Annotated in this window: 18 protein-coding genes; 6 read left to right on the forward strand and 12 right to left on the reverse strand. The window is 25.6% G+C overall.

What is annotated here, in order from left to right; genetic code table 11:
* Positions 1-52: 52 nt before the first annotated feature.
* The 4 genes from ACH5BK_RS05705 to aroC are packed head-to-tail and all read left to right on the forward strand — an operon-like array spanning position 53 to position 3290.
* A complete protein-coding gene (locus ACH5BK_RS05705) occupies positions 53-1102 on the forward strand; it encodes a tetratricopeptide repeat protein (RefSeq protein ID WP_404305337.1) in 1050 nt (349 codons plus the stop codon).
* Positions 1077-1520, forward strand: a complete 444-nt coding sequence (gene rnhA, locus ACH5BK_RS05710) for a ribonuclease HI (protein WP_404305339.1) — start codon at positions 1077-1079, stop codon at positions 1518-1520. Before ACH5BK_RS05705 ends, rnhA begins: the two co-directional genes overlap by 26 nt.
* A 13-nt stretch (positions 1521-1533) precedes the next feature.
* Positions 1534-2211 (forward strand): ribonuclease III, encoded by a 678-nt coding sequence (gene rnc / locus ACH5BK_RS05715; RefSeq protein ID WP_404305341.1) that lies wholly within the window; start codon positions 1534-1536, stop codon positions 2209-2211.
* Positions 2211-3290, forward strand: a complete 1080-nt coding sequence (gene aroC, locus ACH5BK_RS05720; protein WP_404305343.1) for a chorismate synthase — start codon at positions 2211-2213, stop codon at positions 3288-3290. Before rnc ends, aroC begins: the two co-directional genes overlap by 1 nt.
* A gap of 82 nt (positions 3291-3372) precedes the next feature.
* Here aroC and htpX read toward each other — a convergent pair whose 3' ends face one another.
* The gene (htpX, locus tag ACH5BK_RS05725; RefSeq protein WP_404305344.1) at positions 3373-4215 is read right to left on the reverse strand and encodes a zinc metalloprotease HtpX; all 843 of its coding nucleotides are present in this window, start codon (positions 4213-4215) and stop codon (positions 3373-3375) included.
* A gap of 165 nt (positions 4216-4380) precedes the next feature.
* On the opposite strand from htpX, the gene ACH5BK_RS05730 reads away from it, so the two are divergent.
* Positions 4381-4863 (forward strand): SixA phosphatase family protein, encoded by a 483-nt coding sequence (locus ACH5BK_RS05730; RefSeq protein WP_404305346.1) that lies wholly within the window; start codon positions 4381-4383, stop codon positions 4861-4863.
* A gap of 17 nt (positions 4864-4880) precedes the next feature.
* On the opposite strand, the gene mnmE is transcribed toward ACH5BK_RS05730, so the two are convergent.
* From mnmE to ACH5BK_RS05785, 11 genes are all read right to left on the reverse strand, one after another.
* On the reverse strand, positions 4881-6224 hold the full coding sequence (gene mnmE / locus ACH5BK_RS05735) for a tRNA uridine-5-carboxymethylaminomethyl(34) synthesis GTPase MnmE (RefSeq protein WP_404305348.1): 1344 nt from the start codon (positions 6222-6224) through the stop codon (positions 4881-4883).
* Between the two features lies 1 nt (position 6225).
* Complete coding sequence (locus ACH5BK_RS05740; RefSeq protein ID WP_404305350.1) at positions 6226-7095, reverse strand: Jag N-terminal domain-containing protein; 870 nt, start codon at positions 7093-7095, stop codon at positions 6226-6228.
* 9 nt (positions 7096-7104) lie between these two features.
* Positions 7105-8712 carry a membrane protein insertase YidC gene (gene yidC, locus ACH5BK_RS05745; RefSeq protein ID WP_404305352.1) on the reverse strand — a complete coding sequence of 536 codons (1608 nt, stop codon included), beginning with the start codon at positions 8710-8712 and terminating at the stop codon, positions 7105-7107.
* Positions 8690-9037, reverse strand: coding sequence for a membrane protein insertion efficiency factor YidD (gene yidD, locus ACH5BK_RS05750; RefSeq protein ID WP_404305354.1), 348 nt, complete (start codon positions 9035-9037; stop codon positions 8690-8692). Before yidD ends, yidC begins: the two co-directional genes overlap by 23 nt.
* Positions 9034-9369: a ribonuclease P protein component gene (rnpA, locus tag ACH5BK_RS05755; RefSeq protein ID WP_404305830.1), complete on the reverse strand. Its 336-nt coding sequence runs from the start codon at positions 9367-9369 to the stop codon at positions 9034-9036. Before rnpA ends, yidD begins: the two co-directional genes overlap by 4 nt.
* Positions 9357-9491: a 50S ribosomal protein L34 gene (gene rpmH, locus ACH5BK_RS05760; RefSeq protein ID WP_404305355.1), complete on the reverse strand. Its 135-nt coding sequence runs from the start codon at positions 9489-9491 to the stop codon at positions 9357-9359. Before rpmH ends, rnpA begins: the two co-directional genes overlap by 13 nt.
* A 49-nt stretch (positions 9492-9540) precedes the next feature.
* Positions 9541-11286, reverse strand: a complete 1746-nt coding sequence (locus tag ACH5BK_RS05765) for a cache domain-containing protein (protein ID WP_404305357.1) — start codon at positions 11284-11286, stop codon at positions 9541-9543.
* A 64-nt stretch (positions 11287-11350) separates the two neighbouring features.
* Positions 11351-13927 carry an ATP-dependent Clp protease ATP-binding subunit gene (locus tag ACH5BK_RS05770; protein WP_404305359.1) on the reverse strand — a complete coding sequence of 859 codons (2577 nt, stop codon included), beginning with the start codon at positions 13925-13927 and terminating at the stop codon, positions 11351-11353.
* Between the two features lie 64 nt (positions 13928-13991).
* Positions 13992-16109: an ATP-binding protein gene (locus ACH5BK_RS05775; protein WP_404305361.1), complete on the reverse strand. Its 2118-nt coding sequence runs from the start codon at positions 16107-16109 to the stop codon at positions 13992-13994.
* Between the two features lie 35 nt (positions 16110-16144).
* Positions 16145-17173: an ABC transporter substrate-binding protein gene (locus tag ACH5BK_RS05780; RefSeq protein ID WP_404305363.1), complete on the reverse strand. Its 1029-nt coding sequence runs from the start codon at positions 17171-17173 to the stop codon at positions 16145-16147.
* A 142-nt stretch (positions 17174-17315) separates the two neighbouring features.
* Positions 17316-19424, reverse strand: a complete 2109-nt coding sequence (locus ACH5BK_RS05785; RefSeq protein ID WP_404305365.1) for an ATP-binding protein — start codon at positions 19422-19424, stop codon at positions 17316-17318.
* A gap of 121 nt (positions 19425-19545) precedes the next feature.
* Between ACH5BK_RS05785 and ACH5BK_RS05790 the strand changes: the two genes are divergently transcribed.
* On the forward strand, positions 19546-20118 hold the full coding sequence (locus tag ACH5BK_RS05790) for a ribonuclease HII (RefSeq protein ID WP_404305367.1): 573 nt from the start codon (positions 19546-19548) through the stop codon (positions 20116-20118).

The raw sequence follows: 20118 nt of genomic DNA on the forward strand, positions 1-20118 counted from the left end.
ACTTTTATGTTAATATACCTACTTATATTAAAAGTATGGTAAAAGGTAAGCGTTGGACAATATAGTTTTAGAGTATAGAGACCCACTTTTTGGGCTTATTATACTTGTTGCATTAATCTTTTTAATCTCATTTTTTACATACTCTTATGGTATTTATAAAGAAAGAGTAGCTAGAAAAGATTATAGAAAACTTTCTCGTAGATTTGAACTTGGAAAATTAAAAGAAGAAGATTATGTTCATCTTTATAAAACTTATAATTTACCTTTTGATTCAATTTTACTTTTGGCTTCAACATTTTTACATAAAGGGAATTATAATAAGGCAATAAATGTATATTTAACTTTACTAGAACATGTAAAAGATAGAGTTAAAAAAGAAGAACTTTTAGAACTACTTGGAGCTACATATTTCAAAGGTGGTTTTTTACAAAGATCAAAAGATATATTCTTAAGAATTTTAAAATTTTCCCCAAGAAATAAAAATGCTTTAACACAGCTTCTAATTATTCATGAGAAACTAAAAGAGTTTGAAAAAGCTAAAGAAGTTACTACTTGTTTAGAAGAATTAAATGAAGATATGCAAAAAGATAAAGTATATTTGGATGCTTTAATAATTATAAATGACCCTGTTTATTCTTATGAAAAAAGAAGTGATTTATTATATAAAATATTTTTAGATAATCCAAGTATTCAAAGATTATTTGCAGAGTTCCTATTACAATTTAATAAACCTTTTTTTTGGGAAAATGTGGATAAGTTTGATGTTAAGAATTTCACTGATTTAATGTGGTACCTAAATTTTGACGATATCAATTTTGAAAAAGTTTACAAAAATGAATTTCTTGTAGAACTTTATAATGCAAAAGGATATCTTGATAATTTAAACCATAGTGAAGATTTTGTTTTTGATATACTTATTGCTTTAAATAAGCATGAACATAAAACAAATGCTACTTTAGATTTTGAGTTTATTTGTTCAAGTTGTAAAAATGTTCATCCTGTTTATGATACAAGATGTCCACATTGCCATAATATTTTAACTTTTAATGTAAAACATAATTTATCTAAGGGATTTGATGAAGCAAATCAATCTTTACAGTGATGGTTCAAGTTTAGGTAATCCAGGCCCTGGTGGTTGGGGTACAATTCTTGAATTTAAGGGAAAAGAAAAAGAACTTTGTGGTGGAGAAATGAATACCACAAATAATAAAATGGAATTAAAAGGTGTGATTGAAGGACTAAAAGCCTTAAAAGAGCCTTGTGATGTTCACGTGATATCTGATTCAACGTATGTAGTTAAGGCTATAAACGAATGGCTTACAGGATGGGTTAAAAATAACTGGAAAAATGCTAGTAAAAAACCTGTTAAAAATGTTGAATTGTGGAGAGAGTATATAGAAGTTTCAAAACCACATAGAATACGTGCAACATGGGTAAGAGGTCATGATGGTCATGAACATAATGAAAGATGTGATATACTTGCAAGAAGCTTTGCAGAACAATTAAGAGATAATCAATAAAGAGAGGAAAAAAATGAGCGATTATACAAAATTAGAAAAGTGTTTGGGTTATCAGTTTAAAGATAAAAATCTGATAATCGAAGCACTTACTCATAAAAGTTTTAAAAAACCATATAATAATGAAAGATTAGAATTTTTAGGAGATGCCGTATTAAACTTAATAGTTGGGGAATATTTATTTAAAAAATTTCCAAAATCAAATGAGGGTGAATTATCAAAAATTAGAGCTTCTTTAGTAAATGAGACTGGGTTTACAAAATTAGCTAATGAGATAAAACTTGGAGAATACATATTTATATCTACAGCAGAAGAAAGAAATAAGGGTAGAAGTAAAGCTTCTATTTTATCAGATGCTTTTGAAGCAATTATGGGTGCTGTTTATTTAGAATCAGGTTTAGAAACATTAAAACCAATAATATTAAAACTACTAGAAGAGTCTTATGATAAAATTAATCTTGATGTATTATTTAGTGATTATAAAACAGCTTTACAAGAGATAACACAAGCTAAATTTGGTTCAATCCCTATTTATAAAATAGAGGGTTCTTACGGTCCTGATCATAAAAAAGAGTTTGAAGTATCTATTTGGATTGATGGTGAAACTTATGGAACAGCAAAAGGGAAAAGCAAAAAACTAGCACAACAAGCCGTAGCTAAAATTGCGATAAATAAGTTAAAAGGAACTAACTAATGAATAGCTTTGGACATAGATTTAAGTTTACTACATTTGGTGAATCACATGGAAAAGCTTTAGGTTGTATTGTTGATGGCGTTCCAGCAGGTATAAAAATAGATGAAGATTTTATTCAAAGTGAAATGGATAGAAGAAAACCTGGACAAAATAAATACGCAACAGCTAGAAAAGAAGGGGATAAAGTTGAAATTCTTTCTGGTGTATTTGAAGGAATTACTACTGGTACTCCAATTTCTATGGTTATCTTCAATGAAAACCAAAAATCAAAAGATTATTCAAATGTAAAAGATTTATTTAGACCAGGTCACGCAGACTTTACCTACTTTAATAAATATGGCACAAGAGATTATAGAGGTGGAGGAAGATCAAGTGCTAGAGAAACAGCAGCGAGGGTTGCAGCAGGAGCTATAGCAAAACTAATGCTAAAAGAACTTGATATTAAAGTTCGAAGTGGTATTTGTGCAATTGATGGAATTGAAGCAAATAACTATGACTTCTCAAAAGTAGCAGATTCAGAAATTTTTGCATTAGATAAAGATGTGGAGCAAGCACAAAAAGATGCAATTTTAGCAGCAAAAAACAAACACAATTCTGTAGGTGGGGTTGCTCTTGTAAATGTCCAAGGTGCACCTATAGGTTTAGGAGAGCCACTATATTTTAAACTTGACTCACAAATAGCAAATGCAATGATGAGTATAAATGCTGTTAAAGCTGTAGAAATTGGAGATGGAACTCTAAGCTCAAAAGTAAAAGGTTATGATAACAATGACCAAATAAGAAAAGATGGTTTTAAAACAAATCATTCAGGAGGAATTCTTGGTGGTATTTCAAATGGTGATAATATAAATGTAAAAGTATATTTTAAATCAACACCATCAATTTTTATAAAACAAGAAACAGTTGACATACATAATAATGAAGTTGACTGTGAATTAAAAGGAAGACATGACCCTTGTGTAGCAGTTAGAGGAAGTGTAGTTGCTGAATCTATGATGGCACTTGTATTAGCTGATATGGCTTTACTTAATATGTCTTCAAAAATAGAAAACGTAAAAAAAGTATATAAAAAAGCATAGTTTAAACTTTTTTATATATAATTATATTCTTAAGCATCTCTTTGGTCAAGGGATGCTTTTTTTATGTCTAAAATTATTTATATTAAAGCTCTTGTTTTAATTCTTCCAATCTAGCAATTCTATCTTCTGTACTAGGATGTGTTTTAAAAAAATTAGAAAAAGAAGCATTTTTAGTCGAAAAAGGATTTACTATAAACATGTGTGCAGTTTGTTGTGTAGCATTATGAACTTGCCCTCTTTTAGCATAACTTTCAAGTTTTGATAAAGCACTTTGTAAACCTGAAGGATTATTTGTCATTCTAGCTGCGCCCTCATCTGCCATATATTCTCTACTTCTACTTACACTCATTTGAATAATTGTTGCAGCAAGAGGAAGTAGAATGGCCATTATAATCATCATTACTGGATTAGAGTTTTGTCTATTACTTCCAAATACTGCACCAAATTGCATCATATTTGCAAGCATTGCTATTGCACCTGCAAAAACAGCAGCTATTGTTCCAATTAAAATATCATAATGTTTAATATGAGATAATTCATGAGCAATTACTCCTTCGAGTTCTTGTTCATTTAGCATTTCATATAACCCCATAGTAACAGCTACTGCAGCATTTTCATAGTTTCTTCCTGTAGCAAAAGCATTAGGAGTATGATCTGGAATTAAATATACTTTTGGCATAGGTAAATTAGCTTTTTGAACTAACTTTTGAGTAATTCTATATATAGGGTGTCTAATATCTTCTATAGGTGTCGCATTAAACTGTTTTAATACTTGCTTATCAGAATAATAATAAGCATAAAAATTCATACCTGCTGCTATTAGAAATGCAAATAACATACCTGTAGTACCTGCAAAGGCATAGCCTATAAAAACAAATAAGACTGTTAATAAACTTAATAAAAATACTGTTTTAATTTGTTCCATAATTACTCCTTTTATCTACGTTTATTCTATCAAATATTTTTTAATAAATATTTAACAAGCAAAAATAAATACATAAAGACTTATTTTTTATATTAATGATAAAATTTTACCTCAAAAAAAGCTAACTTTCTTTAAAATTTATCAAGATTATTTAAAGAGTAAAAAATGAAAAAATTGTATATTGTAAGACATGGACAAAAAGAAATAAAAAAAGAAAAACAAGATGATTATGATAGACCTCTAAGTCAAAAAGGTATAGAAGATTGTAAAAAAATGGCCAAACATCTTTTTAATAAAAGTGTAAAAATAGATTTAATTGTTTCTAGTCCAGCACAAAGGACAAGACAAACTTCTGAAATATATGCTGAAACTTTAAGGTATACTAAAAACATTATGTATAATGAAGTTTTATATATGGCATATTTAAATGAACTTCAAGAAACAATAACATACACATTCGATACAGTTGAAAATATGATTTTAGTAGGACATAATCCATCTTTAACAGCTCTTGCTCTAACATTGGCAGGATTTAAAGAAGAAATACAAATGGGTGCTATTGTAGAAATAGAGTTTGACTGTAATTCATGGATAGATATTTCAAAAGAAAATGCAAAACTTGTATCTTATATACAACCTGAAGAATAAAAAGAGATTAACTCTTTTTATTTACCTAAACAAAACTCCCCAAACATTACATCAAGCATCTGATCATTTTCATAAGGTCTTGTAATATTTGAAATAGCTTCTAATGCTTCTTTTATATGATGAGCAAAAAATTCAAACTCTCCACTTTCTAATGGAAATAATGAAGTATTAATATGACTTAAAGTATCTTCTACAGCCTGGACTTGTCTTTTTGAAATAAGAGTCATTTCATCACTATGAGTATTGTTGTCTAAAATATTTTCAATATTATTAACTAAATTTTTTATACTATTTTTTGTAGATAATTCTATAAAATTTGAAATTTTATTTTTGTCAAAATGATTATCTAAATCTGTCTTATTTAAAACTTTTATTATTTTTTTATGTGAATTTTCTTCTAATAGTGAAATAATCTTTTCATCTTCACTATCACATATCTTACTATTATCGAACAATGCAATAACAATATCAGCTTCATTTATTGCTTCAATTGACTTTTCAATTCCTATTTGCTCAATAACATCACTTGCATTTCTAATACCAGCTGTATCTACTATTTTAATTATATGAGAACCTATTTTTACCGATTCTTCAATAGTATCTCTAGTAGTTCCAGCAATATCTGAAATAATAGCTCTTTCAAAATTTAATAATTTATTTAACAATGAAGATTTTCCAACATTAGGTTTACCAATAATTGCTACTTTAAAACCTTCAATCATTCCTTCTCTTCTTTTACTTGCATCTAAAGTTTCATTTAGTTTTAATTGAATTTTATCAATTTTATTTTTTATTTGTTCTAAAATATCATTAGGTAAATCATCTTCTGCATAATCTATAGAAACTTCTGTATATGCCAACATAAAAAGTAAATCTTCTCTAATATCATTTACAAAATTACTTAACTCACCTTTTAATTGTTTTGCTAAAAGTTTAACTGCATCTTCACTTCTTGCTTCTATCATTTTTGATATAGCTTCTGCTTTTGATAAATCTATCTTATTATTTAAAAAAGCACGTTTTGAAAACTCACCAGGATTTGCCATCCTTGCACCATAGTATAAAACTTCATTCACAATCATATTTGCTATGGCAATTCCACCATGACATTGAAACTCAACTATATCTTCCCCCGTAAATGAAAAAGGTGCTTTAAAATATAAAACTAAAGATTCATCAATTAACTCATCTTTACTATTATATACAGTACTTAATGTAGCAAGTCTAGGTTTGAATTTTTCTTTTTTGGTAATTTTTGAAGCAATTTCAAGGGCATTTCGCCCTGAAATTCTAACTATAGAGATTGAACCAATTCCATTGGCAGTTGCTATAGCAACTATCGTATTATCATCTAATAACAATTTATTGCTCTTTACTTCTATATTCATTTACAAGTACATACTTGTCGCCTCTAACATTTGTTTTTACAGCAACATATTTATCAGGGAATTCATCTCTTAATCTTTTAAGTGCAATATGTACTAATATTCCATCTAAAGGTTTTGTTTTAAACATACCTTTTTCTTTTATAGTTTCAATAACTGGTTCTAAATATGCATGAATAGCTGTTTCTTGATTTTTTAAAAACTCAGCAACTTCTAATCTTAGCATTAAACCATATTTTTCATTTATCCAATTAAATAAAATGTATGATAAAGCCTTATATCTATATCCTTCTTTACCTATAAGTAAAGCTGAATCTTCACCTGTAAATTCAATATATAAAGTCTCTTCATCATAAAACTCTATTTTAATATTTTCAATACCATAACAACTTTCACTAAATAAAGTATTAATACCAGCTCTTACTTCATCTAAAATATCTTGTTTATCTTTTTTTACTATTAAGTTTGAAACTTGAGTTTGTGATTCATCTTCATTATAAAAGTTATCAAATATTTTTTCTTTTGATTCTACTTTTCTAACTTGAGAAGGAACTACATCCTCTTGTTTTTTTATTTCTTTTGGAGTGTTTGAGTCTTCTACTCTTTTTGAAAAATCATCAATTTTAATATCTTTTTTTTCAAAAGAGTTATTAGAATGATCTTTTTCATAAGTATTACAATTATTTTTGTAACAAACTTGAATAATAGCTTTCTTCTTTCCAAAGCCAAGGAACCCCTTGCTTGGCTGTTGGATAATCTCAATCTCTAAATCTGTAATAGAACAATTAAAATCAGCGGTAGCTAATTCATAAACCTCTTCTAAACATTTAGCCTCAAATTTTTTCATAGTAAATCCCTATTTTTTTGCAGCTCTTTTTTTCTCGAACAATTTGTTAATGTAATACTGTTGTCCAATTGTAAATACGTTATTTACGAACCAGTAAAGAGTTAAACCTGCTGGGAACCATAAGAAGAAGAATGTAAATACAATTGGTAACATTTGGAAAATCTTCTTTTGCATCTCATCTTGCATTGTATTAGGTGTAATCTTTTGTTGAATGAACATTGAAGCACCCATTAAAATTGGTAATACAAAATATGGATCCATTTCAGCTAAATCTTCTACCCATAAAATCCATTCTGCACCTTTTAACTCAATAGCATTTAATAAAACTCTATAAATAGCAAAGAATACAGGGATTTGTAAGATAAGCGGTAAACATCCACCCATTGGGTTTGCACCATGTTTCTTATATAGTTCCATCATGTGCATAGATTGTTTTTGTTTATCATCTTTATATTTAGCTTGGATTTCTTTCATTTTTGGAGCTAATTCTTTTAGCTTATTCATAGAAACCATACCTTTATAAGATAAAGGATATAAAACAAGTTTAATTAAAATTGTTAATACAACAATAGTCCAACCCCAGTTACCTACATAAGATTGAATAAATTGAAGTAATAAGAACATAGGCTTAGCTATAAATGTAAACCATCCATACTCTATAACATCTGTTAATTCAGGATGTAATGCTTTAAGATCTTTAAAGTTTTTAGGCCCCATATATCCTGAAAAAGAAATATTATCTCCTCCATGAATAAAAGCTTGTGGATTACCTTCGTTATCTGGCATTAATGTTAAAGCAAGAGATCTTTCAAAGTTATAAATTACTGTAGCATAGTATCTATCAAAATTTGAAACAAACTTTATACCTTCAAAATTTTTATTTTTTTCTAAATCTCCATCTTCTGTAAGATCCATAGTACCATCATTTAATTTTAAATATAAACCATGATCTGCATACATATCAGCTAATACATTTGGTCTAAAACCATTTGTTATAAAGAATTTTTTACCATTAGTTGAACTTGTAGTTAAATCATAATGTCCATTTGGATAGAAAGTAAATTTTTTAGTTAATACTGTTTCACCTAAATCTTGCGTAATAATTAATTCTTGTTTACTACTTTGAGCATCAATTTCTTTCTTATTTGCTACTGCATTTACGTTAAAAGCTTTTACATTAATATTTGTATCTGCAAATCTAACTTCTAAAGGTCTTAATTGATTAGCTTCAAATAACTTAATTTGATGTTTTTCTTCATCTTTATAAATAGTATCTGATAATGTAACTTGTGCTACTCTACCTTTGCTATCTATTTCTATTATATTTTTAGCAGTTTTAATCACTGTGATAATATCTTGTGTAGCAATTGCTTTAGATGATAGTGATTGAACAGATTTTGACATATCTATTGGATTACCTGAAACATCAGTTTCTTTCATTCCTTCAACTGGTGTTGATTTTGCATTTGCAACTTGTTCTTGTTTTGCTTGTGCTTCTTTCGCCTCTTTTTGAGGTTTTAACACTAAAAATTCGTATGCGATAAAAAATACAAAAACAACCAATGTCATAATTAACATTCGTTTTTGCATACCGTTATTTTGATTCATATTGTTCATTCCTACTTTTCCACTCCCGATTTTTAACTACAATAAATTTATTGTCATTTGTTGGCACAAACCAATAAACGACTTTTATTTTTTTATAATCCACTTTTTTAATTCTATTTTTTGAAATAACTGGATAATCAAACCCACCATCAAAAAGTTGATTACATTTTAATACGCGTGTAATTGTAAAATAAATAGCCTTAAAAAATGTATTATTATCAAGTTGCCATAGTGCATATTGTGAACATGTTGGGTAATATCTACATGAACCAAAAGAAATTACACTTAAATATCTTTGATAAAACCTTATTAAATACTTAAATATTGTTTTCATTTGAAAAGGTTTAATCTTTTAAAGGCAAAATCAAAATCTTTTTTAAGTTTATTAAAATCATTTTCATTTATATTGTTTTTAGCAACAAAAATATATTTACCTGTTTGAATTTGATTTTCATAAGAAGCAAATAAAGCTCTTAATCTTCGTCTAGCTTTATTTCTTAAAACTGCGTTACCTACTTTTTTAGAAGTAACAAAAGCAGCTTTTAAATTTGTGTCAGAACTAAAAAAAGCGACAAAGGAGCTTGTATGCCACTTATTGCCGCTTTTATATAGTTTGTTAAAATCTCTTTGACTATTTAGTCGATGTTTTTTGCTTAAACAGCTAATCTTTTTCTACCTTTAGCTCTTCTTGCTTTAATAACTTTTCTTCCGTTTTTAGTCGACATTCTAACTCTAAAACCATGTGTTCTCTTTTTAGGAGTATTGTGTGGTTGATATGTTCTTTTCATGATAGTTTTCCTCTACATTCACTAATTAAGTTGCGGATTATAGTTAAACCTAACTTAAATCTACATTAGTTTTATTGTCGTTTAAAGGCAAAATAACAATAAATTTTGCACCTTTATATTTTATATTTTCTATAAAAAAATCACTGTTTTGAACAAATATTTTGCCATTTAAATGATTTTCAATTATTTCTTTACACATAAACAGTCCTATACCTAAGGCATCATTATCATGTTTCGTTGTAAAATGTGGTTCAAAAACTTTTTGTATATTTTTATCTTCTATACCACCTGCATTATCTAAAAAACTAATTTCTAAAAAATCATTTTTCTTTTGACATTCAATTTTAATATATCTTTTAGTATTTAATCTTATTAATTCATCTTTTGAATTAGAAATTATATTTATAAATACTTGAATAAGTTCATTTTCTAAGCTTTTAATTTTTGTATTACAAATATCTGAAACAACATTAATATATTTATTATCAAGTTGATACTTAACTAATTCAAAGGTTTTATCAAAAGTTTTTTTAATATTAAACTCTTCAAAATCTTTTTTAGGTTTAAAAAAGTCTTTAAATATGTCTAAAGATTGATGAGATAAAATATTATCAAGTTTGAGTTTTTCGTCAATTTTCTTTTGTATTTCAAGTTGATAAGCTTTTATCTTTTTTTCAAGAAGAGCTGAAATATAAACAAATATTACTAATAAAAGAATTGTTATAAAAATACTAATTACTAAAAGTTTAGATAGGGACTTTTGATTTGATTGCTTTAATAATTGTCTTTTTTCATTTATTTGCATATACAAATCATCCATATAAAAGCCTGTTCCTATAATCCATTCCCATTCTCTAATAGTATTTACATAACTAATTTTTGATACCTTATTATCACTATTTGGCTTTTGATTATGAACGTAAGAAATAAAACCTCCACCATTTTTGGCAAGTTTCAACATTTCATTTTGTGTTTTAACTACATCATCATTTATTTTTAAACCTTTTATATTTTTACCTATAAAACCATCTAAATAATAACTCAAAAATTTCCCTTCATAAGTTAAAGCAAAAATATAACCATTTTCTTTATATCTAATTTTAGAGATTGATTCTGCAATATCATTTTTTAACTGTTCTTGAGCATCATAAAGATATTCACCTGTTCCAATAAACCAATCTAAAGGTTCAAATAATTTAAAATACCCTATCTTTTCATACTCTTTTAAACTATCAGGCTTTGTCCAATACCAAGAATAAAAAGTTGAATTTTGTTTTTTAAGTATTCTATTCATTTCATGAAGTAAGAAAGTTCCTTTTTTATCTTGATAATTCCATAAGTCTTTTTCTTCTAGCTCTGGTTTAATGGGATGTAAGACATTTTTCCCACTCATTTCATATATAAAAAGATAACCTCTATTATCGTTAAACCTAATATCTCGTAATGAGTCTTTAATCATTCTTTTGATTTCATCTTTTGGTTTGTCTTTGTTGTTTTTATAAATAGAAAAGGCTATTTTATAAGCATTATTAACTTGTTCTCTTAGATTTTTTTTTAATCTTTCAAAAGAGATTTTTTTCTCATAATTAATAGTATCAATAACTTTTTTTACTTCAAATTCAATTTCATTTTTATTTAATTCAATATATTTCTCTTCTAAATTTTTCAATTCCAATTCGAATCTATGTTGATATTCATTGTATAAAAAACTTGTAATAAAAAAAGAAAAAAGGATTATTAATAAAGCAGGTAAATATTTTATAAGATTTACAATATCTTTTTCATTTTTAAACATAAGTAACTCTTTTTTGTTTTTTTTATTATAACAAAAAAGAGTTGTTTTTAATATAATATAAAAATTATTCTATATCCACTTTGATTTCATCATTTTGGATACCAAAAGTAATCTTTGAACCTTGAGTTATCTTATCTTCAAGTATTAAATCAGCAAGTCTATCTTCAACTATTTCATAAATTGCTCTTTTTAAAGGTCTTGCTCCATAAACAGGATCAAAACCTACTCTTGCGATATATTCTTTTGCTTCGTTAGTTAAATTTATTTCAATATCTTTTTCTTCTACTTTTTTTCTAATATTTTCAAATAATATATCAACAATATTTGTAATCGCATCTAAATTTAGCTGTTCAAATATTACAATATCATCTAGTCTATTTAAAAACTCTGGTCTAAAATGAGATTTTAAATCACTTAAAACTTCATCTTTTCTTTTAGTTTTATCTTCAATTTCAATAATTTTCGCACTTCCAATATTTGATGTTAAAATAATAATAGTATTTTTAAAATCAACTGTAACGCCTTTATTATCAGTTAGTCTTCCATCATCTAAAACTTGAAGTAAAATATTAAATACATCTGGATGTGCTTTTTCAATCTCATCAAAAAGTATTACACTATATGGTTTTCTTCTTACCGCCTCTGTTAACTGACCACCTTCATCATACCCAACATAACCAGGTGCTGCACCAATTAACCTTGAAACAGCATGTTTCTCCATATACTCACTCATATCAAATCTAATTAATGATTTTTCATCATCGAATAAGAATCTTGCTAATGTTTTTGCTGATTCAGTTTTTCCAACTCCTGTAGGTCCAAGGAACATAAAAGAACCAATTGGTCTACTATCTTCTGAAAGTCCGGCTTTATTTCTCTTAATAGCTCTTGAAATTGCTTTTAGTGCGTCATCTTGTCCAATTACATCTTCTTTTAAAACAGATTCGACTTTTAATACTTTTTGTTTTTCACTATCCATCATTTTATTTACAGGAATACCTGTCCATCTTGAAACAATACTTGCAATAGCTTCTTCATCTACTGAATTTCTAAGAAGTGTTCCCTCTTCTTGCATTCGATTCCACTTTTCTTCATTTTCTTTGATTTTTGCTTCAAGTGTTGGTATTTCACCATACTCAATTGAAGCAGCTTCTTCAAATTTTGACTCTCTTTTTGCTCTTTGTGCTTTTGTTTTTAATTGATCAATTTTTGCTTTTAATTCACTTGTAGCATTAAAAGTCTGTTTTTCATTTTCAAATCGTGCTTCAAGATTTTGCATTTCTTCATTTAAGTTTGCTAATTCTTTTTCTATTTCGATAAGTCTTTCTTCATTTCTCTTAGACTTTTCCATTTTAAGAGCTTCTTTTTCAACATTTATTGTTTGAATTTCTCTTTTTATTTTAGATAAAGCTATAGGTTCACTCTCTATTTGCATTTTTAACTCAGCTGCTGCTTCATCTATAAGATCAATAGCTTTATCGGGTAAAAATCTATCTGTAATATATCTATTTGATAATTTAGCCGCACTTACTAAAGCACTATCATTAATCGTTACATTATGATGTGTTTCTAATTTTTCTTTTATACCTCTTAGAATTTGAAGTGCTTCATTTACACTTGGTTCATCCACATTTACTGGCTGAAATCTTCTTTGCATTGCTGCATCTTTTTCAAAATATTTTCTATATTCTTTTAATGTAGTTGCACCAATTGTATGAAGTTCTCCCCTTGCTAATGATGGTTTTAGAATATTTGCAGCATCCATACTACCTTCACTAGCACCTGCTCCAATAATCGTATGAATTTCATCAATAAAAAGTATAATATTTCCAGCTTTTTTCACCTCATCAACTACTTTTTTTAATCTATCTTCAAATTCACCTCTATATTTAGCACCTGCAATTAATGCACTCATATCTAAAGTTACTACTTTTTTATTTTGAAGACTTGTAGGAACTTGTTTTTCTACAATTCTTTGAGCCAAACCTTCTGCAATTGCTGTTTTACCAGTACCTGGTTCACCTAATAAAATTGGATTATTTTTTGTTTTTCTAATCAAAATTTGCATCATTCTGTTTATTTGCTCATCTCTACCTATAACAGGATCAAGCTCTCCATCTATAGCTTTTTTATTTAAATCAATTCCATACTTATCTAAGGCTTCTAAATTTTCATCACTTGTTGCACTATCAATAGTACTTCCTGCTCTCATTGCTTCAAGTTGTTTTTTTGCATCAAGTAAATTAATATATTTACCTAATACATCTTTTAATACTTGAGAATCAAAATTTGAAATAAGCCAAGTATCAACAGCAATAAACTTGTCACCATTTTTAACCATTAAACCTTCTGCGTTTTCTAAACTTGTAACAAAATTTCTTGATAGTTTAATATTCTCTTTTGTAACACTAGAAACTGATGATAATTTTGAAGCATAAGATTTTGCCTCAAGTTCAATTGCTGCTTTATCAACATTCATTTTATTTAATAATTGGTTTAAAACTGAGTTTGTATTTGTTAATAAAGCCCAAAGAAAATGAATTACTTCAACTTCTTGATTCTTATTATGTAAGGCTAAAGCAACTGATGAATCAATGCTTTCTGCCATTTGGTTAGTTAACTTTTCAAATAATTTATTCATTTTTAGCACTCCTTTATATTAACTGCTAATAAAATTATAGCAAGTTGAGTGTTTATTTGTCAAGTTATATTATATAATCTAAAATATATTCATTTTTATTAAGTGGAATATCTAAAATAAAACTAGTTCCCTTATAACTTTTATTGTCAATCATAAAACTACAATTTTTAACTTCAATATTCCCTTTAAAATGTTCATTAATAATTTGATGTGACATATAAAGCCCTATTCCTGTACCTTTTGACTTGTGTTTAGTTGTAAAATACGGCTCAAATATTTTATCAATTATTTCTTCTTTTATACCTCCTGCCCCATCAGTAACTTCGATTAAGACTTTATCTTCTAGTCTTTTTGTTTTTATTATAATTTTTCTTCTTTTTATATTGTTTAGTATAAAAGCATCTTTTGAATTATTTATCAAATTTATAAAAACTTGCATAAACTCACTAGGTACACCTTTTAAATATATTTGTTCTCTTTCAAAATCAAGTTCAATATCAATATCATTGTTTTTAAGGCTAGAGCTTACTAGTTTTAAAACTTTTTGAATATAAGTATGTAAACAAAACTCTTCTATTTTTCTATCTTGTTTAAAGAAATTCCTAAAATCATCTATAGTTTTAGATAAATATTTACAATTATCAACAATATGTTCTATACTTTTTTCAAAATTTTCATCATTTAAAGTTTGCATTTCTTTTTCAAGCCTAATTCCACTAGCACAAGTAGTAATAACACTTAAAGGTTGTCTCCATTGATGAGCTATATTTCCTATCATTTCTCCCATAGATGCCATTTTTGATTGTTGAAAAAGTAATCTATCTTTTTGTTTTATTTCTGTAATATCAATAATTGCTGTTACTCTAATATTTTCTCCTAAAAACTTAAGACATTTACTCTGAACTATGGTATTAATTTTTTCATCATTAAATTTTATAAATTCAATTTCATAAGGCTCAGTATTTTTAGTTATATTTTCTTTCATTAAAAGTTTATATTTACTATCAATAAAATCTAAAATATCTTTTTCTATAAAATCTTCTTTTCCTTTTGCTTCAAAAAGATTTAATGTAATATCATTTACATCAATGATTTTTGTATTTTTTATTAATATTATTGACTCAAGAGTTGAGTTAAATAAGGCCTTAAAACTTTCAAGAGATGCTTCAAGGTACTCTTCTCTTTTATCAATCTCTTTTTGCATTACATTAAAACTATTGATAAAATTATTAAGCTCAATATAATCACTTTTGGGAACTTTTATTTCATAATTACCATTTGATATTTTTGTAGTTGTATTTTTTAATTGATCAAAAACTTTAAATATCTTTTTAGACATTTTTAAAGAAAAATAAATTGAAATTAAAATAAATATAATTATAAAGAAAAGAGTTATATACATAATATTACTTAAAGCACTTATTACATTTGTATAATCTTCTCTTGCTATTACTTTCCAGTTAGTTTTATCAATATTTATGTATGTACCATATTGAGTTTTCTTACCTTTTATAGGCTTAAATTTTTTTTGTTCATAAGCTTTTACTTTATTTATTAAACTAGTATATACATCAGAATAACTTGCATTAAATCTTTGTAATACCATATCTTCATTATCTGGATTAATAATAATTGTTCCATCTTTGTCAATAACTCTAATCATGTGTGATTTATCTATATTTTTAAACCTTTTTATAAAACTAGAGATATCTTCAAAATTTATAAGAAAAACAAAAACCTTATTTTCATATTTAAAACTATAAGATACAGAAGGTTCATCATCAATGCTTGATAAAAAAACACTTGACCAGTAAGAGTTTTTTTCATCATTTAGATTTTTAAAATAATTTTTATTAGAATAATCAAAACCTTTATAGATATTTAAATTATTTAAAGCAGAAAAGTTTACTATAGTACCCTTATCATCTAAAACTAATATAGCTGTGACATTTCTATCAATTTTTACAATATTTTCAATAATAGAATTATCACTATCATAATTTGATTTTAACAAATTAGATATTTTGATAATTTTGTCAATAAAGTTATTTATTTCAAACTCTACTTGTATTAATACTTGCTCTTGATTATGATCTATGCTATTAAGTTTATTCTTATATAGATTAAAAGCTGAAAATATTCCTGTGATTACAATAACTGTAACACAAATTAATATTAACAATAATAAAATTTCTTTTTTTAAACTTTTTGATTTTTTCATTTAATTATTACAAACTCACCATTTTTTATTTCAAATGTATAATAATTTCTAACTACATCTCCATAATCATCAAAAATTATATCATCAATCAAACCTTTAAATTTTTTATTTTTTAATAAATATTCTTTTACTTTATCTTCCTCTACTTCTTTAAGTACTTCTATTAGTATTTGAGCTAATTCATAAGCCTTTGAAGCATAAATAGAAGGTTCTAAATTGTATTTATCTTTGTAAGCTTTGACAAATTTTAAGTAATTTGTTTTTTTAGATTTAGGATTAAAATCTATATTAAAAAGTACACCCTCTGATGATTTCCCAGCATTTTCTAAAAAAGATTTTGTCATTGCCCATTCAGCTAGTGCTACTTTTGTTTTTATTTGATTTAATCTTAAATATTGTATTACTTTAGCAGAATCAATCGAGTTTGCACACATTAAAATTAAGTTAGGATTTTTATTTTTTATATCTTTAACTAATTCATCAAAATTTACATCTGTTGTATTGTATGTTAAAAGTTTTTTACCTGTTTTAGAAAAAAGACTTTTTTCAAAATTAATTAAATAATCTTTTGTATATGTTTTATTTTTAGGATCATAAATCCCATAAATTTTATCATATTTTTTTTCTTTTATAAATTCAGAAAAAGAATCAAAACGAGAAGGATTATTAGCTACATGAACTCTAAAAAACTGATCATTCTTACCAGTAAATTCATTACTAGCAGAAGCGGCTGAAATCATAAACATATCTTTATGCTTATTTATTATGGACATAGAAACTTTTGACATGGTACTTGTTACATTACCTATTACAATTTTAATGTCATTTTCTATAAAACCATTTATAATCTGTTTATTAATATTTGGATCATTTTTATCATCTTTAAAAATTAATTCAATATTTTTATTTCCAACTTTATAATCAACTTCATCAAATGCTAAAAGAACACCATTCATCATAGCATTTCCTAAAACTGAATATTTTGAAGTCAAAGAACCTACAAATCCTATTTTTATATTTTGCATTTTGTTTACTGAATAAAGATAATAAATTATTAAAATTAAAAAAAGAAAAAAAGCCACCATAAATTTGATCATCTGTTGCATATATAATACCTTAAAAAAATATATACATTATATACTTTTTATCCTAATTATATTCTATTTGTTATGTTAGTTGTATCAAAACTTCTAAGCCCTTTAAGTTTTTATTCTCTATTAGAAAATCCTTATTTTTGATTTTTATACTACCTTTCATGTGTTTTGTAATAATATAATGTGCCATATATAAACCTATACCTGAACCTACTTCTTGTTCTTTAGTTGTAAAATAAGGTTCAAAGATTTTATGAATTTTATTTTCTTTTATTCCTAAACCTGAGTCTTGAATTCTTAAAACTATATCATTATTTACTTTTTTTGTTTCAATTAATATATACTTATCTTTTACACCTGAATTCAATATTGCATCTTTTGCATTTTCTAATAGATTAAAGATAATTTGTGAGAATTCTGCTATATATCCATTAATAAAAAGTTCTTTATTTCTATGTCTTAAAACTAGATTTATTTCATTTTTTTGAAGTAAAGGCTCAATAAAAAGTAATGTAGAATTTAAACTTTCTATCAAATTAAACCTTTCTTGATTTTTATTAAGTTCAAAATATGCTGAACATTTATCAATAATTGAAGATAACTCTTTTGTAGTTTTATTGATTTTATCTAATCCTTCAAGTAAATTTTTATCATTTAATATATCTAGTTGTTTTTCAAGTTTCATACCAGAAGATAAAACACTTATTGTTGATAAAGGTTGTCTCCAATGATGTGCAATATTTTTAAGCATTTCAGAAATAGATGTAAACTTTGATTGTTCCATTATTATTTTATGTTGTTCTTTTAAGTCTGTTATATCCAAAAACAAAGTAATTCTTAATTTTTTATTTTCAAAATAAATTGCTTTATCCTTGGCTAATACATAAATAATAGAATTATCCTTTTTTAAAAGTTTAAACTCTTTAGGTTCATCTATATTAACATCTTTTCTAAAACATTCTTTTATCATATTTCTGTATTTAGAAGGAATTATTTTAAGTACTTTTTTACCTTTTAAGTCTGATTTATTATCATAACCTAATATTTTAACAGCTGAATTATTTACAGTTAAACATGACTCTTTATCATGAATAACAATTCCTTCCATAGTAGAGTCCACTAAAAGTCTAAAGTTTTCTAAATTTTGAGTTAAAATATCTTCCCTTTTATTTAACTCTATTCGCATTTTATCAAAAGACTTGATAAAACTATTTAATTCAATAAACCTTGTAAAAGTAAGACTATTTTGATATTGACCATTTGAAATATTTTTAAATTCTGATTTAAATTTATCAAGTTTAGAAAATATTTTTTTCAAGTATTTATTAATAAACAATAATACAATTAAAGAAATAATACAAATACTTATAACAATTAATAAAACTACTTTTAAAATATACCATTTTAGGATATCTGTATTTTGTCTAAGTAATAGTTTCCATTTAGTTTTATCAATAGTAGTATACATACCATAATCTATAGTATTAAGATAATTGTTTTTAAATTTAGTAAGTTTATATTCATCAACAACATCAATTAAATCTGTAAAATAATTACGAGATAAAGAATTATTTATACTATCTTGTTTTTTTGTTAGATCATGATTTATAATAAATTTTTTATTTGAATCAAACAGTCTAATCATTGATGAACCATCAGAATTTTTAAAAGCTTTAGTTAAATTTATAATTTTTTCTAAAGATATTAAAAATATAATTTTCTTTTTTTTCACCTTGAAAGAGTATGCTATTGAGGTATTTTTTTGAAAATCAAAATATATTAAATCTGACCAAGCCTTTTTGATATTTATTTTATCATTTGAAAGTTCATTCAAAAAATTCAAATAAATATCTGTTTTTGAATATATTTTTTCAACTTTGTTATTTTCATTAAATAAAAGTATTGTTGATATCTCTTTATTTGTATTTAAAATAGGTTCTAAAATTATATGTAAATTCTCATTTTCATTTTCTAAATACACTGATAATTTTTCTATTTTATTCATAAAATCATTTATTTGATTTTTTACATGTATTAATATCTCTTTTTGAGAATGTTGTAAAGATTGATTGTTTAAATTAAAAAAAGAAATAATAGTAATTGATAATGTTATTATAGAAAAAAATAAAGTTATTAAGACGACCATTGTTATGATATTTTGTTTTAAACTTTTTGCTTTCATCAAAACAACCTTTAAACTTCCATAAATATATATTATAATATTTTTACTTAATACAAGTATTAATTATTTATTTAAATATAATTTCTTTTTAGATATATTCAAAATAAAAAGTGATAATTATATGTTATGTGGAATTGATGAAGCTGGAAGAGGACCTATTGCTGGACCTCTAGTTGTAGCAGGTGTTGTATTAAAAAAAGAACTTGAACAATTAAATGACTCTAAAGTTTTAAGCGAAAAAAAAAGAGAATTACTTTTTGATAAAATTATTGATAACTCTTATAATCATATCGTTTTTAAAAGTGCAAAAGAAATTGATGAAAAAGGAATAAGTAAATGCCTGAAAGAATCAATTACAGAAATAATGCAAAAACTATCATCAAATGCCAGTTCATTTTTAATGGATGGAAATACATCATTTGGTATAAATAAACTTGAACATAAAATCAAAGCAGATGCAACAATAAAAGAAGTAAGTGCTGCTTCAATTCTTGCTAAAGTATCAAGAGATAGATATATGTGCAAAATAGCCTCTAATTATGAAAATTATGACTTTGAAAAACATAAAGGATATGGAACTAAAGCCCATGTTGAAAAAATAAAAGAGTTTGGAAGAAGTGATGAACACAGGTTTACATTTAGACTAAAAGCCTTAGGTGAAGAGAAACTAGGAGTTCAAAAGAGTCTATTTTAG

This window comes from Arcobacter sp. YIC-80 (assembly GCF_044841725.1).
GTDB lineage: Bacteria > Campylobacterota > Campylobacteria > Campylobacterales > Arcobacteraceae > Arcobacter_B.